Source organism: Brachybacterium sp. AG952 (assembly GCF_004362645.1).
In the GTDB taxonomy this organism is placed as follows: domain Bacteria; phylum Actinomycetota; class Actinomycetes; order Actinomycetales; family Dermabacteraceae; genus Brachybacterium; species Brachybacterium conglomeratum.
Genome location: NZ_SNXV01000002.1, coordinates 70,655 through 85,226, shown reverse-complemented (window position 1 = coordinate 85,226; position 14,572 = coordinate 70,655). Strand labels below are relative to the sequence as shown.

Annotated in this window: 13 protein-coding genes; 9 read left to right on the top strand and 4 right to left on the bottom strand. The window is 73.9% G+C overall.

From position 1 onward, the window contains the following. Positions 1 to 60 precede the first annotated feature (60 nt). The 8 genes from frr (at position 61) to DEU31_RS05800 (ending at position 8,261) form a co-directional block, all read left to right on the top strand. Positions 61 to 627 (top strand): ribosome recycling factor, encoded by a 567-nt coding sequence (gene frr, locus DEU31_RS05835; protein WP_010551359.1) that lies wholly within the window; start codon positions 61 to 63, stop codon positions 625 to 627. 45 nt (positions 628 to 672) lie between these two features. Then, the gene (locus DEU31_RS05830) at positions 673 to 1,572 is read left to right on the top strand and encodes a phosphatidate cytidylyltransferase (protein ID WP_126984580.1); all 900 of its coding nucleotides are present in this window, start codon (positions 673 to 675) and stop codon (positions 1,570 to 1,572) included. After that, positions 1,569 to 2,843 (top strand): 23S rRNA (adenine(2503)-C(2))-methyltransferase RlmN, encoded by a 1,275-nt coding sequence (rlmN, locus tag DEU31_RS05825; protein ID WP_010551361.1) that lies wholly within the window; start codon positions 1,569 to 1,571, stop codon positions 2,841 to 2,843. Before DEU31_RS05830 ends, rlmN begins: the two co-directional genes overlap by 4 nt. A 109-nt stretch (positions 2,844 to 2,952) precedes the next feature. Beyond that, the gene (locus DEU31_RS05820; protein ID WP_010551362.1) at positions 2,953 to 3,501 is read left to right on the top strand and encodes a DivIVA domain-containing protein; all 549 of its coding nucleotides are present in this window, start codon (positions 2,953 to 2,955) and stop codon (positions 3,499 to 3,501) included. After that, positions 3,498 to 4,703, top strand: a complete 1,206-nt coding sequence (gene dxr / locus DEU31_RS05815; protein ID WP_010551363.1) for a 1-deoxy-D-xylulose-5-phosphate reductoisomerase — start codon at positions 3,498 to 3,500, stop codon at positions 4,701 to 4,703. The genes DEU31_RS05820 and dxr overlap by 4 nt, the downstream gene beginning before the upstream one ends. 2 nt (positions 4,704 to 4,705) lie before the next feature. Next, positions 4,706 to 6,049, top strand: a complete 1,344-nt coding sequence (locus DEU31_RS05810; RefSeq protein ID WP_133676426.1) for a site-2 protease family protein — start codon at positions 4,706 to 4,708, stop codon at positions 6,047 to 6,049. Between the two features lie 195 nt (positions 6,050 to 6,244). Then, positions 6,245 to 7,405, top strand: coding sequence for a flavodoxin-dependent (E)-4-hydroxy-3-methylbut-2-enyl-diphosphate synthase (gene ispG / locus DEU31_RS05805; RefSeq protein WP_010551365.1), 1,161 nt, complete (start codon positions 6,245 to 6,247; stop codon positions 7,403 to 7,405). A gap of 4 nt (positions 7,406 to 7,409) precedes the next feature. Then, a complete protein-coding gene (locus tag DEU31_RS05800) occupies positions 7,410 to 8,261 on the top strand; it encodes a DUF4081 domain-containing GNAT family N-acetyltransferase (RefSeq protein ID WP_133676424.1) in 852 nt (283 codons plus the stop codon). A 16-nt stretch (positions 8,262 to 8,277) separates the two neighbouring features. On the opposite strand, the gene DEU31_RS05795 is transcribed toward DEU31_RS05800, so the two are convergent. The 3 genes from DEU31_RS05795 to DEU31_RS05785 all read right to left on the bottom strand — a co-directional run bounded on the left by DEU31_RS05795 (position 8,278) and on the right by DEU31_RS05785 (position 11,425). Beyond that, entirely contained in the window at positions 8,278 to 8,859 is a 582-nt protein-coding gene (locus DEU31_RS05795; RefSeq protein ID WP_010551367.1) for a hypothetical protein, read from the bottom strand. 98 nt (positions 8,860 to 8,957) lie between these two features. Next, positions 8,958 to 9,851 carry a class I SAM-dependent methyltransferase gene (locus DEU31_RS05790; RefSeq protein ID WP_133676422.1) on the bottom strand — a complete coding sequence of 298 codons (894 nt, stop codon included), beginning with the start codon at positions 9,849 to 9,851 and terminating at the stop codon, positions 8,958 to 8,960. Positions 9,852 to 9,946: 95 nt separating this feature from the next. After that, a complete protein-coding gene (locus tag DEU31_RS05785) occupies positions 9,947 to 11,425 on the bottom strand; it encodes a hypothetical protein (protein ID WP_133676420.1) in 1,479 nt (492 codons plus the stop codon). Between the two features lie 147 nt (positions 11,426 to 11,572). On the opposite strand from DEU31_RS05785, the gene DEU31_RS05780 reads away from it, so the two are divergent. Continuing rightward, entirely contained in the window at positions 11,573 to 13,357 is a 1,785-nt protein-coding gene (locus DEU31_RS05780; protein WP_133676418.1) for a proline--tRNA ligase, read from the top strand. A gap of 22 nt (positions 13,358 to 13,379) precedes the next feature. Here DEU31_RS05780 and DEU31_RS05775 read toward each other — a convergent pair whose 3' ends face one another. Further along, complete coding sequence (locus tag DEU31_RS05775) at positions 13,380 to 14,474, bottom strand: DUF4439 domain-containing protein (protein WP_133676416.1); 1,095 nt, start codon at positions 14,472 to 14,474, stop codon at positions 13,380 to 13,382. Between the last annotated feature and the right edge of the window lie 98 nt (positions 14,475 to 14,572).

The window sequence follows — 14,572 nt, the reverse complement described above, 5'->3', positions numbered from 1 at the left end:
GGACGCCGCGACGTGCGGGACAATGGACCCGAACACCCTTCGACAACCGAGGAGCACCCCGTGAGCGACGACACCGCGAGCATCCTGAAGGACGCCCAGTCCAAGATGACCAAGACCGTCGAGGTGACCAAGGACGAGTTCACCGCGATCCGCACCGGCCGGGCGAGCGCCGCGATGTTCCAGGGGATCACGGTCGAGTACTACGGCGCGCCGACCCCGCTGAACCAGCTGGCCTCGCTGCAGTTCCCCGAGGCCCGCACCGTCATCGTCACCCCCTACGACAAGACGGCGATGTCCGCGACCGAGACCGCCCTGCGCGAGTCCGATCTCGGCGTGAACCCCACCAACAACGGCGACACCCTGCGCGTGGTGCTGCCGGCGCTGACCGAGGAGCGCCGCCGCGACTACGTCAAGCTCGCCCGCACCAAGGCCGAGGACGGCCGCATCGCGATCCGCGGCTCCCGCGGCAATGCGAAGAAGGCCATCGAGAAGCTGGTGAAGGACGGGGAGATCGGCGAGGACGAGGGCGCACGCGCCGAGAAGGACCTCGAGGCCCTGACCAAGAAGTTCATCGAGCAGGTCGACGAGGCGCTCGCCCTCAAGGAGACCGAGCTCGAGACCGTCTGAGCCGCGGAGCCACCGCCCCGCCGTGCAGACCGTGAGCGCTCCGCGATGAGCACCTCCGCGCCGGACCCCGCCGCAGCGACCGCCTCGACCTCCGTCGAGGCGGTCGCTGTCGCGCCGGAAGGCGAGCATGCCAAGCGGCGCGGCCCCGGCAGGAACCTCCCCGCCGCGATCGGCGTCGGCCTCGCGCTCGTGGCGGTGCTGGCGCTGTCCGTGCTGGTGGTGCCGCAGGCGTTCCCGGTCGTCGCCGCCATCGCGATGGTCGCCGCGGTGCTCGAGCTCACCCGGGCGCTCGCCCACGGAGGGCTCGAGGTCCCGGCCGTGCCGCTGCTGGTCGGCGTGATCGGGATGGTCGTCTCGACGGTCGTGTTCGGGGCGGAGGGGCTGATGCTCTCCACCGCCGCCGCGGTCTGCGTGCTGATCCTGTGGCGGGTCAGCGAGTCGATGGGCCTGACCGCCCTGCGCGACGTCGCCGGGGGAGTGTTCGCCCTGGCCTGGGTGCCCTTCCTCGGCTGCTTCCTGCTCCTGCTGATGCAGCGGGACCAGGGAGCCATGCTGGTGCTGCTCGCCGTGCTCGGCCCCGTCGGCAACGACGTCGGCGGCTACATCGCCGGGGTGCTCTTCGGCCGCCACCCGATGGCGCCCGGCATCAGCCCGAAGAAGAGCTGGGAGGGCTTCGCGGGCTCGCTCGTGCTCGGCACCGCGATGGTCACCCTGATCGCGGTGCTCGCGCTCGAGCTGCCCTGGTGGGTGGGAGTCGCGATCGGTGCGGTGCTGGTCGTGGTCTCCACCTGCGGGGACCTCGCCGAGTCCCTCCTGAAGCGGGACCTCGGGATCAAGGACATGGGGCACCTGCTGCCCGGCCACGGGGGCGTGCTGGACCGGGTGGACTCGATCCTCCTGGCCGCCCCCACCACCTACGTCATGCTGGAGGTACTGCTGCCATGAACGAGACCCCGCCTCGCACCCCTGCCGCAGGGACGAGCAACCCCGACCTCTCCCGCGAGGCCGTCCCCGGGCAGAAGGTCGCCCTCGCCCCCGGCCAGCTGCAGCTGCGTCCCACCCGTCGTGGGAAGCCGCCGGCGCACCTGGCCGATCTCACGCTCGAGGAGCGGATCGAGGCGGTGAAAGAGATGGGCCTGCCCGGCTTCCGCGCCAAGCAGCTCTCGGTGCACTACTTCGAGCACTTCACCACGGATCCCGAGGACCTCACCGACATCCCCAAGGACCTCCGCCAGCAGCTCGTGGACCGCTTCTTCCCGCCGCTGCTGAGCGTCGTCTCGCGCCAGAGCGCGGACCACGGCGCCACGCAGAAGTTCCTGTGGAAGCTGTTCGACGGCCCGATGGTCGAGTCCGTGCTGATGCGCTACAGCGACCGGGTCACCCTGTGCATCTCCTCGGAGGCGGGCTGCGGCATGAACTGCCCCTTCTGCGCGACCGGGCAGATGGGCCTGACCCGCAACCTCTCCACCGCCGAGATCCTCGAGCAGGTGCGCATCGCGAACCGGATGCTCGCGAGCGGCGAGCTGCCCGGCGGCCCCGGCCGCGTCTCGAACATCGTGTTCATGGGCATGGGGGAGCCGCTGGCGAACTACCGCCCCGTCGCGACCACCTGCAAGCGGCTGAACGCCCCGGCCCCGGAGGGGTTCGGGATGGGCGCCCGCCACATCACCGTCTCCACCGTCGGCCTCGCACCGGCGGTCCGCAAGCTCACCGCGGAGAAGATCCCGGTCACCCTCGCGGTCTCGCTGCACGCCCCGGACGATGCGCTGCGCGACGAGCTGGTGCCGATCAACACCCGCTTCGACGTCGACGAGATCCTCGATGCGGCCTGGGAGTACTTCGAGACCACTGGCCGACGGGTCTCCATCGAGTACGCGCTGATCCGGGACATCAACGACCAGGCCCACCGCGCCCAGCTGCTCGCCGACAGGCTGATCGCCAAGGGCGGGGCGCACTGGATCCACGTCAACCCCATCCCGCTGAACCCCGTCAAGGGCTCGAAGTGGACCGCCTCGGACCCCCTGGTCGAGAAGCGCTTCGTGGAGATCCTGCGGGACAACGGCATCTCCGCCACGATCCGCGACACCCGCGGCTCCGACATCGACGGCGCCTGCGGCCAGCTCGCCGCCGAGGTGATCGAGTCCGACGCCCACCGCGAGGACCGCGAGGCGCGCGTCGCCCGGGTCGAGGCGGTCGCCTCGGCCGTCGCCGACTGACGCTGCGGCCCGGCCCCGTCCGGGACCGCAGAGCCCAGCACGCCTCCCCGAATCGCCCCTCCCGCGCCGCTACAGTGGGACACCGACAGCACCGAGGAAGGACCACCAGGTGAGCACATCGTTCGAGCGTGTCTCGCGCTTCAGCGTCGGATACGACATGCGCGAGGTCGACGAGTTCCTCTCCCGCGCCCGCAAGGCCTACGAGGGTCGCGACCCGTCCTTCGACGGCTCCGACATCACGGCGGCGAGCTTCGGCACCGAGCGCGGCGGCTACGACATGCGCGTGGTCGACGAGGCACTGGACCGCCTCTCCGACGCGTTCGCGCTGCAGGCCCGCGACGACGCCATCGCCGCCCAGGGCGAGGAGGCATGGGTCGCCCAGCTCACCGAGCGCGCCGAGACGCTCAAGGAGCGGCTCGAGCGCCCCGCGGGCGACCGCTTCGCCCCGGCCGCGCAGGGCGAGCCCGCCTACGACAAGGGCGACGTCGACGCCCTGTGCGACCAGCTCGTCGCCTACTTCACCGACGGCCACCCGATGAGCGTGGACGACGTGCGCCGCGCCGCCTTCGGCCGCCGCCGCGGCCCCGAGGGCTACCGCGAGGCCGTGGTCGACGTGTACCTCGACCATGTCGCGGACGTGATGGCCTCCGTGCCGTGACCGGCGCCGCCCCCCGGCGCCTGGTCCTGCTGGGATCCACCGGCTCCATCGGCACGCAGGCGCTCGACGTCCTCGCCCGCTACGGGGACGTCGCGACCCTCCACGGCCTCGCCGTCGGCGGCACCCGGCCCGGCCTCGTCGCCGAGCAGGTGCTCGCGCACCGCCCCGCCGAGCTCGTCGTCTCCGACCCCGCCCGGGTCGTCGCGGTGCGCGAGGCCGTCGAGGCGGCCTGCACCGCCGCCGGCCTCCCCGCGCCGCGGATCAGCGCGGGCGCCGAGGCGGTGGTCGAGCTCGCCGGCTCCCTCGGCGCGCAGGACGTGGTCCTCAACGCGATCACCGGCTCCGTCGGCCTGCTGCCCACCCTCGCCGCGCTCCGCTCCGGGGCCCGTCTCGCGCTGGCGAACAAGGAGTCCCTCGTCGTCGGCGGAGACCTGGTCACCGGCGCCGCCGCGCCCGGGCAGATCCTCCCCGTCGACTCCGAGCACACCGCGATCGCGCAGGCCCTGGCCGGGGTGCGCCACGACCAGATCGACCACCTCGTGGTCACCGCCTCCGGGGGGCCCTTCCGCGGCCGCACCCGCGCCGAGCTCGACGGCGTCACCCCCGAGCAGGCGCTCGTCCACCCCACCTGGTCGATGGGCCGGGTCATCACCACGAACTCCGCGACCCTGGTGAACAAGGCGCTCGAGGTGATCGAGGCCTGCTTCCAGTTCGACCTGCCGGAGGAGCGCGTGCAGGTGGTCGTCCACCCCCAGTCGATCGTCCACTCGATGGTCACGCTCGTGGACGGCTCCACCATCGCCCAGGCGAGCCCGCCGGACATGCGCCACGCGATCGGCTGGGCCCTGGCCCATCCCGAGAAGCTCCCCGGCCTCGCCGCCCCGCTGGACTTCTCCGCCGCCCAGTCCTGGACCTTCGAGCCCGTGGACGAGGACACCTTCGACGCGATCGCGCTGGCCCGCGCCGCGCACCGCCAGGGCGGGGGAGCGATGGCCGTGTACAACGCCGTGAACGAGGAGGCGGTCGACGCCTTCTTCGACGGGCGCCTCGACTTCCTCGGCATCACCGGGCTGATCCGGGCGGTGCTCGAGCTCCCGACGCGGCCGCGCGCGGAGCGCGCCGACGGCGTCGAGGCCCTGCTCGAGCTCGAGTCCTGGGCGCGCACCGCCGCGGCCGAGCTCCTCGCGGCCCGGACGCGCTGAGCATGCTGCTGTTCGCGCTCGGCGTCCTCGTCATCGCGGCGGGGCTCGCCCTCTCGATCGCGCTGCACGAGATCGGGCACCTGGTCCCCGCGAAGCTGTTCGGGGTCCGCGTCACCCAGTACATGATCGGCTTCGGGCCGACGGTCCTCTCCCGCACCCGCGGCGAAACCGAGTACGGGCTGAAGGCCATCCCGCTGGGCGGCTACATCCGCATGATCGGCATGTACCCGCCGCACAAGGGCGAGCCCGAGGGCACGATCCGCGAGGACTCCACCGGCCTGCTCCAGCAGATGACGGAGATGTCCGAGGACGCGAAGGCGTACGAGTCCGCCCAGTACGGGCCCGAGGACGCCCACCGCACCTTCGTGGCGCTGTCGGTGCCGAAGAAGCTCGTGGTCATGCTCGGCGGGCCCGCCATGAACCTGCTCATCTCCGTGCTGCTGATGGTGGTGCTGGTCAGCGGGATCGGCCTGCCCTCGGTGACGCCGACGGTGCAGAGCGTCTCCGAGTGCGTGGTCCCGGCCGACGCGCCGGCGGACGTCTCCTGCGAGGGACAGCCCCCGGCCCCCGCGCTCGAGGCCGGGATCCGTCCCGGCGACGTGCTGCGCGAGATCGACGGCGCCCCGATCACGCGCTGGGAGGACGTCACCGAGGCCGTCCGCGCCGCGGACGACCGCACGATCGAGGTCGTCGTCGAGCGCGACGGGCGGGAGATCCCGCTCGAGGCGACCCTCGTGATCGACGCCCGGCCCGTCCTGGACCAGGACGGCGCCGCGGTGCGCGACGCCGACGGGAGGTTGGTCACCGAGGAGGTCGGGTTCCTCGGCGTGGCCGGCACCCCCGACCTCGCCCCGCAGTCCCCGACCGAGGTGCCCGCGATGGCGTGGGACGCCTTCGTGCGCACCGGACAGATCGTGGTGACCCTCCCGGTGCGGCTGTACGAGGTGGCGCAGGCCGCCTTCGGCAGCGCCGAGCGGGACCCGGACGGACCGCTCGGCGTCGTCGGCGTCTCCCGCCTGGCCGGCGAGGTCGCCTCCGCCGACGAGCCCGGCTTCGAGCTGCGCGAGAAGGTCGGGACGATGATCTCGATGCTCGCCTCGCTGAACATGGCGCTGTTCGTGTTCAACCTCGTCCCGCTGCTGCCGCTGGACGGCGGGCACGTCGCCGGGGCGCTGCTCGAGGGGATCCGACGCCGGATCGCTCGGCTGCGGGGACGCCCGGATCCCGGCCCCGTGGACATGTCGCGGATGCTCCCGCTGACCAATGCGGTCGCGCTCGTGTTCATCGTGATGACGCTGCTGCTGCTCTACGCCGACATCGTCAAGCCGATCACGCTGTTCCCCTGACCGCCGCGCGCCCGGTCCTCCGGGGCCGGCCCGACAGGCGCCGGTCCGACGCGCGCCGGCTCGATCGACGGCGGCTCGTCCGCGGCGCGCACCGGACATTGCGGGGCTGTGCCCCGGGCCACGTCGTGCGTGCAGGAGCGGTGGAGGTGTCGCACCTCGCCTCGCCGGAGCCCGTCGGCGGTCCATAATGGAGGGGTGACTTCCGTGAGCCTCGGCATCCCCTCCGTCAAGACGCCCCCGCCGGTCCTCGCCCCCCGGCGGACGACCCGCAAGGTGAAGCTGGGCGACCTGTACGTCGGCGGCGACGCGCCGATCACCGTGCAGTCGATGACCACCACTCCGACGCACGACATCAACGCGACCCTCCAGCAGATCGCGGAGCTGACCGCGGCCGGCTGCGACATCGTGCGCGTGGCCTGCCCGCGCCAGGAGGACGCCGACGCGCTCGTCGCGATCGCCGCGAAGTCCCCGATCCCGGTGATCGCCGACATCCACTTCCAGCCCAAGTACGTCTTCGCCGCGATCGAGGCGGGCTGCGCGGGCGTCCGTGTCAACCCCGGCAACATCCGCCGCTTCGACGACCAGGTGAAGGACATCGCCAAGGCCGCGAAGGACCACGGCACCGCGCTGCGCATCGGCGTGAACGCCGGCTCGATCGACAAGCGCATGATGACCGGCGACCGCGTCACCCCGGAGGCGCTCGTCGCCTCCGCGAAGTGGGAGGCGTCCCTCTTCGAGGAGCACGACTTCCACGACTTCGGCATCTCGGTCAAGCACAACGACCCCGTGATCATGGTCGAGGCCTACCGCCAGCTCGCCGCCGAGGGCGACTGGCCGCTGCACCTCGGCGTCACCGAGGCGGGCCCCGCCTTCCAGGGCACCATCAAGTCCTCGGTCGCCTTCGGCATCCTGCTCGGCGAGGGCATCGGCGACACCATCCGCGTCTCCCTCTCCGCCCCGCCGGTGGAGGAGGTCAAGGTCGGCAACCAGATCCTGCAGTCGCTGAACCTCAAGCCGCGGAAGCTCGACATCGTCTCCTGCCCTTCCTGCGGCCGCGCCCAGGTCGACGTCTACACCCTCGCCGACAAGGTCACCGAGGGGCTCAAGCACCTCGAGGTCCCGCTGCGCGTCGCCGTCATGGGCTGCGTCGTCAACGGCCCCGGCGAGGCGCGCGAGGCCGATCTCGGCGTCGCCTCCGGCAACGGCAAGGGCCAGATCTTCGTCAAGGGCGAGGTCATCAAGACCGTCCAGGAGGAGGACATCGTGGAGACCCTGCTCGCCGAGGCGAACCGCATCGCCGCCGAGATGGGCGAGGACGTCCCCGCCGGCGGCGCCCCCTCCGTCTCCGTGGGCTGAGACCGTGTTCCGGCGGGGCGGGCGCCTGCGCGCAGTGCGCCCCGGCACGGTGGACGCGGCGCTGGATCTCGCCCTGCGGGACCCGGTCACCAACGCGCTCGGCGGGGCCCGGCTGCGGGAGACCGCCCGCTCCGCCTCCCTCGCTCAGGAGTTCTCCCTGGTGGGCGATGACCGCCTGCCCGAGGGCGTCCTCTGGCACGGGGTGAACCTCTCGCCGCTGTCCTCGACCCCGCGCGCGCTCGACGAGTTCGGGGCGCACCTGGCGGGCAGGCCTCGCCGGGCCAGCTCGGTGGTGGGGGAGCGGGCCGCGATCGAACGACTGTGGGAGACCCTCGGCCGCTCCTGGGACCGGGAGGTGCGCGACCACCGCTGGAGCCAGCCGCTGCTGCTCGCGGACCCGCCGGCGCTGATGCCTTCGCTGCCCGGCGCCGGACTGCGGGCCGCCGAGCCGCAGGACGCGGCGGCCGTGTTCCCGGCCGCGGTGGCGATGTTCCGCGAGGAGGTCGGGATCGATCCGCTGCTCGGCGACGGCGGCCGCTCCTACCGCCACCGGGTCGGGGAGCTGATCCGGCAGCGCCGCACCTATGCGGTGGTCGAGGAGGGCGAGGTGCTGTTCAAGGCCGATGTCGGCGCGCTCTTCGGCCCCGTCGCCCAGATCCACGGCGTGTGGGTGCGCCCGGACCGTCGCGGCCACGGGCTGGGCCGCACCGCGATGGCCGAGCTCGTCGCCCAGGTGCGCCGCGACCACGCCCCGCAGGTCTCCCTCTACGTCAACGACTTCAACGAGCCGGCCCGTCGCGCCTACGCCGCCTCCGGCTTCCGCCAGGTCGGGGAGCTGGCGACGCTGCTGTTCTGAGCCCGCCGCGCCGTGCTCAAGAGCGGGCGGCGACCGACCGCACCGGGGCGGGGACGAGGGCGCAGAACACGATTCCGTAGAGCGCCGTGCACGCGGCGAGCGAGAGCCCCGCCACGGCCCGGCCGGCTGAGGGGTCGAGCGCGCCGACGGCCATGAGCACCAGGGCGCTCCCCGCCCCGAGGACCCCCAGCACCGAGGTGACAAGGTGCAGCCACGAACGCTGCACGCGCAGGAACAGGGCGAAGTGCGCGGCGACGACCACGGCGACGGCCGGCATCACCAGCTCCCCGAGACCGGACCGTGCCAGGAGCAGGACGGTCACGAGGATCCCGATCACCTCGACCAGGGCCAGAAGACCGGCGGTGCGGCCGGTGACGATCGGCACCGAGGGCGCCGAGCGCGGAGCGTTCCGGGCAACGGGTGAGCGGTCGCCGGCACGGCGCATCGTCGCTGCGCCGACGATCACTGCGAGGCCCAGCAGGGCGAGCAGCGCCGCCGGCACCGGAGCTGCCGCTGCGGCATTGGAGGCCCAGGCGAGCGTCATCACGCCCATGAAGAGGGCGAGGGGACGGAACGGCGAGCGCGTGGTCGAGATCATGGCTCCAGCCTCCTCGCGGCATGCGCCCTGCTGCGAGGGGGCCGGGTCAGGGGATCGCCGTGACAGCTGTCATGCGTGCACCGACTGTCCGGAACCGCTCAGCCGTGCGACGGAGAATCGGGCCGGTGAGCGGTGAGCACGTACTGCAGCGCGAGCCGGTCCGGGTCCTCCCGCAGCCGGTAGCGGTCGCCGTCGCGCACCATGAGCTCGGGCCACGGGCACCAGGCCGCGAACGGGACCTCCTCGAAGGAGTCCAGCACCAGCCCGGCCTGCAGCAGCGCGGTGAGGATCTCTCCGATCGAGTGGTTCCACTCATGGCTGACGGTGTGGGTCATGCGGGGCGTGCCCTCGGGGGCCGGGACATAGCTGCCCTCCTGGTCCCAGATCATCGGCTGCTCCCGCTGGAAGTAGGGCTGCTCGATCCTCAGCCCGTCGGAGACGTCGTCGCCCACCGCCATGAACATCGGGTGGTCGTCGCGGATCAGGAAGCGGCCGCCCGGGCGCAGCAGCGAGGCGACGACCCGTGCCCACGCCGCGACGTCGGGCAGCCAGCACAGCACCCCGATCGAGGTGTACACGAGGTCGAAGTCGCCCGCCACCGCCTCCCGGGCGTCGTACACGTTCGCCTCGACGAACTCGATCCCGGCCCCGGCGCGGTCCGCGATCTCCCGGGCACGGGAGAGGGAGCCGGGGGAGAGGTCCACGCCGACGGTCCTGCGAGCCCCGAGCCGGGAGAGGCTCACCGTGTCCGTGCCGAGGTGGCACTGGAGATGGACGACGTCGAGGCCGGTGAGGTCCCCGAGCCGTCCGCGGTCCTGGGCGACCTCGGGGCTGATCAGCGAGGGGTCGGCCACGAGCTCCTCGATGCCGTAGCCGGAGGCGACGTGGAGCGCGGCGCGGTCGTCCCAGTTGGTGCGGTTGTCCTCGAAGAGGCGCTGTCGTGCCGGTGCGTCGTCGGCGCCGGTGCGGTGGGGCGTGCCGGTGGTGTCCATGCCGGGCACGCTAGGGCACGCCCTGGCCGTGGTGCCAGCGAGTTATCGCGCCGCCCCGGTGCGCGGTGCGGGGAGCGAGCGCGTCGGTGCGCTGCTCAGGCGGCGAGCGCGTCGAGGGCCAGCAGCGTGTTCGCGGCGGTCCAGGCCAGCGGCGCGACCTGGGCCGGGCGGCCGTCGTGCAGCACCTTCTCGGGCAGGGAGCCCTGCTCGGTGCGGTGCGCGGCGAGCCAGGAGAGGACCTCGCGGGCGGCCCGGTGCTCCCCGGCCCGGGCGAGGCCCAGGCCCAGCAGGCTGGTCGACGGGGTCCAGCTGATCCCGTCCTGCTTCCAGGCCGCGCCGGGCGCGATGCCGCCGGCGGGCCGGGACAGCTCGCCCCGCAGCGCCCTCAGGCGTGCCGGATCGATCATGCCGTGCAGGCCCGTCGCGTCGAACAGGGCGAGTGCGGAGTCGGCGCCGCCGCCGTCGCGATAGCGCTGCCAGCCGCCGCGCCCGAAGGTCTCCTCGAGCAGGTGCGCGAAGACCTGCGATGACTCCTCCGCGCCGGTGGAGCCGGTGAGCTCCGCCCCGGCGCGCAGCCCGGCGAGGGTCGCTCCCGCGCCCCACAGGGTCGCGGCGCCCTCGCGCACCTCCCAGTAGTCGGGGGAGGCGGGCGGCAGCGCGGTCCCGCCCGAGGTGGCGTGGTGCAGCGCCGCGAGCGAAGTCGTCACCAGCGGTGCGAGCCGGTCGGCGACGGCCCCGCCTCCGGCGCCCGCGGCGGCGACCGCCTCGGCGCTCGCCCACAGCAGCAGCCCCGTCCCGTCGGACTGCGGGGCGCGGCGATCGGGGGCGCGGTCGGTGCCGGGCACGTAGCGTGCCTCGAACCAGCCGTCGGCCTGCTGGAGGTCCTGGAGATGGGCGAGCACGTCGGCGGCGCGATCGGCCGCGCCGATCCGGGCCAGGGCGACGGCGCAGAACGCCGCATCGCGCGGCCACACGTACCGCCAGTTCGCGGTCCAGCCGGCGACGGGGGCGGGCAGGTCGTCGTCGAGCACCCAGAGGTCCGCGAGCGCGGTGTCCGCGAGGTCGACGAGCAGGTCGGCGTGCCCGGCGGCGCTGTTCTCCCCCGCGGCGGAGACCTCGGCCCCGGCGGGGGAGCCGCCGCCCCCCGAGTGGGCGTCGCCGCCCTCCGCCAGCCGTGTGCGCAGCGACTCGCGCCAGGCGGCGGTCCGTGCGGAGAACTCCGCGGCGCGGTCCCGGGCGGGCGAGTGCTCCGGCAGCGCGGCGGCGAGGCGGGTGCCGGGGCTCAGGGCGAGGTCGGGGGCGCGGCCGCCGACGAGCACCCGCTCGCCGTCGGCGCCGACGGCGACGGTCCCGGCGTGCAGCGGGATCTCGGTGCGCGGGTCGACGGCGCTCCAGGTCGAGCGCCCTGCCGCGACCGCGCCGGTGCCGAGCGCCCCGAGCACGCCGAGACCGGCGACGGCGCCCGCGCCGCGCAGCAGCCGCCGTCGGCTCGGGGGACCGGCGCCCGCCGGTCCTCCTCGTGCCTCGCGCGCCGCTCCCGCCGCGGCGGTGGCCTGCCGCTGTCGTCGCTGCATGCCGTCAGCGTACCGACGGGCCGCCGCAGCGCCGCATGCACGTCCGCAGCGTCACGCCCCGCCGCGCCGGGACCGCGCCGACCAGTAGCATGGCCCCGCGCGGCCCATCGCCGGCTCGCGCCCCCTCGCATCCCGAAAGGCCGCCCCATGCTCCGTCTGTCCACGCTGTTCGTCCGCACCCTGCGGGAGGACCCGTCCGACGCCGAGGTCGCCAGCCACAGGCTGCTGGTGCGCGCGGGCTACATCCGCCGCTCCGCCGCCGGGGTGTACACGTGGCTGCCGCTGGGCCTGAAGGTGCTGCGGAAGGTCGAGCAGATCGTGCGCGAGGAGCAGGACGCGATCGGCGGCCAGGAGGTGCTCTTCTCCGCGCTCCAGCCGCGCGAGCCCTACGAGGCGACCGGCCGCTGGGAGGAGTACGGGCCCACGCTGTTCCGGCTCCAGGACCGTCGCGAGGACGACTACCTCCTCGCCCCCACCCACGAGGAGATGTTCACCCTGACGGTGAAGGACCTGTACTCCTCGTACAAGGACCTCCCGGCGATGCTGTACCAGATCCAGACCAAGTTCCGCGATGAGGCGCGTCCCCGCGCGGGCCTGCTGCGCACCCGTGAGTTCATCATGAAGGACGCCTACTCCTTCGACGTGGACGATGCCGGGCTCGACGCCTCCTACGAGAAGCAGCGCCTGGCCTACCAGCGCACCTTCGAGCGCCTCGGCCTGCCCACCGTGATCTGCCAGGCCGACGCCGGCGCGATGGGCGGCTCCCGCTCCGAGGAGTTCCTCCACCCCACGGAGGTCGGCGAGGACACCTTCGTCGTCTCCGACGGCGGCTACGCCGCGAACGTCGAGGCCGTCACCACCCTGCCCCCGGAGGCACTGGACGAGGCCGCCATCGCGGCCCTGCCCGCGATGCACCTGGAGGACACCCCCGGCGCGAGCACCATCGCGAAGCTCGCCGACCTCTCCAACGAGGCCTTTCCCGGGAAGGGCCGCGTCGCCGAGGACGGGCAGTGGACCCGCTACGAGATGCTCAAGCACCTCGTCTACCTCCTCACCCACCCCGACGGCACCACCGAGCCGCTGGTCATCGCGCTGCCCGGTGACCGCGAGGTCGACCCCAAGCGCCTCGAGGCCGCCGTCGCCCCCGCGATCGCGACCGCCTTCACCGACGAGGACTTCGCCGCGCATCCCGTGCTGAAGAAGGGCTACATCGGCCCCGAGGGCCTGGGCCTGGAGGCGCCGTCCGGGATCCGCTATCTCGTGGACCCCCGCGTCGTGCCCGGCACCTCCTGGGTCGCCGGCGCCGGCGAGAAGGACAAGCACGCCTACGACCTCGTCTACGGCCGCGACTTCACCGCCGACGGCACCATCGAGGCTGCCGAGGTGCGCGACGGCGACCCGGCACCCGACGGCTCGGGCCCGCTGCGCCTGACCCGCGGCATGGAGATGGGGCACATCTTCCAGCTCGGCCGGAAGTACGCCGAGGCGCTGGGGCTGAAGGTCCTCGACGAGAACGGCAAGTCCGTGGTCGTGACCATGGGCTCCTACGGCATCGGCGTCACCCGCGCGGTCGCCGCGATCGCCGAGCTGAACCACGACGAGAAGGGCCTGGTCTGGCCGCGGCAGCTCGCTCCGGCCGACGTGCACATCGTCGCCACCGGCAAGGACCCGGCCGTCTTCGAGGAGGCCGAGCGGGTCGCCGCGGAGCTCGAGGCGCGCGGCCTCGAGGTCCTCTACGACGACCGGCCGAAGGTCTCCCCGGGCGTGAAGTTCAAGGACGCCGAGCTGCTGGGCGTGCCCACCTCCGTGGTGATCGGGCGGGGCCTGGCCGAGGGCACCGTCGAGGTGCGCGACCGGGCGAGCGGCACGATCCGCGAGGTCTCCCCGGCGGAGGTCGTCGAAGCCGTCCTCGCCGAGGTGCGCGGGGCCTGACCGCGTCCGTCCGCGGCGGCGCTCAGCCGTCCGCGGGCGGCGGGTCCTCGGCGACCAGGCCCGGCAGCGGGTCCATCCGGTCGACCCGTCCGGCCAGCAGCTCCGCCTCGGCCAGGGCCGCCGCGATGGACAGCGGCCGCCGCTCGAAGGGCGCAGCGCCCGTGAGCGCGAGATGGTCCAGCAGGAGCCCCTGGGAGAGCGTCGTCGGGAGCGTGCCGGCGGCAGCCTCGTCGAGCTGACCGCCGGGCAGCGCGTAGACCGCCTGGCGCACCACCATGGGCGCGCCGTCCTCCTCGGCGACGGCGGCGAGCTGCTCGGCGCGGGCGCGGTGCAGCTCGGTCCGCGCCAGGTGCGCCTCCCGCTCCTCGCCCTCCGAACGCGCGGCGAGCACCTCGTGGACGTAGCCCGCGTACCACTCCTCCTGCTGGGCCCGCTCGATCGCGCTGCGGTAGTCCTCCTCCGCCCCGATCGAGGGCGGATCCGTCGCGGGCACGTCGCGGCGCGGCACGAGGTCCTCGGCCGACGGGGAGGCGGGCACCTCTCCCGTCCCCGACGAGGTGCGCAGGCGCAGCGCAATCCAGGCCGAGTGCGCGGCGAGCGCGGAGGTCGCACGGGCGAGGGAGCCGGAGACCTGGCGGGAGGCGTCGGACGCGAGGTCCCGCAGCTCGACCAGGACGGCGAGCAGCGCAGGGAGGTCGTCGGGGACGTCCGTCGGGTCGGGCGCCGTGGTCGCCTCCGGATCGGGGTCCTCGGACGCCTCGACCTCCCGCTCCTGCTCCGCCCCCGTGAGCAGGGCGCGACGCTGCACGGGCAGCGCCGCGACGAGCACGGTGAGGTCCGCGGCCAGTGCCGGGTCCCCGCCGCTCGAGGTGCTCGTGAGCGCCTCGGCCCCCGCGATCGCCCGCTCGAGCAGGGCCAGCAGGTCCCGGCGGTAGAGGTCGTCGATGCCAGGCGGGGGAGGGGTGTACTCCTCGGGGCCGCCCAGGGCGATCCCTCCGCAGCCGCCGAGCGTCCCCGCGCCGAGCGCTCCCGCCGCGAGGGCGAGGACGGAGGTGCGCAGCAGGCGCCGCCGGCCGAGCAGGAGCGGGGGATAGGAGGGGCGGAGGGAGTCGGGCACGGGAGGATTCTCGCATCCGCGCGCTCCGGGACAGCGCGGCCGCCGCGCGGACACTATCCTGGTGCTGACGCTCCGGGGCACGTCCCGGGCGGCGAAGT

Bases quoted from the DNA above. Each gene is read 5' to 3' on its own strand.
- rlmN (WP_010551361.1), top strand. From the start codon at position 1,569: ATGAACGAGACCCCGCCTCGCACCCCTGCCGCAGGGACGAGCAACCCC.
- DEU31_RS05780 (WP_133676418.1), top strand. From the start codon at position 11,573: ATGCTCCGTCTGTCCACGCTGTTCGTCCGCACCCTGCGGGAGGACCCG.
- DEU31_RS05790 (WP_133676422.1), bottom strand. From the start codon at position 9,851: ATGGACACCACCGGCACGCCCCACCGCACCGGCGCCGACGACGCACCG.
- DEU31_RS05785 (WP_133676420.1), bottom strand. From the start codon at position 11,425: ATGCAGCGACGACAGCGGCAGGCCACCGCCGCGGCGGGAGCGGCGCGC.
- DEU31_RS05795 (WP_010551367.1), bottom strand. From the start codon at position 8,859: ATGATCTCGACCACGCGCTCGCCGTTCCGTCCCCTCGCCCTCTTCATG.
- DEU31_RS05830 (WP_126984580.1), top strand. From the start codon at position 673: ATGAGCACCTCCGCGCCGGACCCCGCCGCAGCGACCGCCTCGACCTCC.
- DEU31_RS05810 (WP_133676426.1), top strand. From the start codon at position 4,706: ATGCTGCTGTTCGCGCTCGGCGTCCTCGTCATCGCGGCGGGGCTCGCC.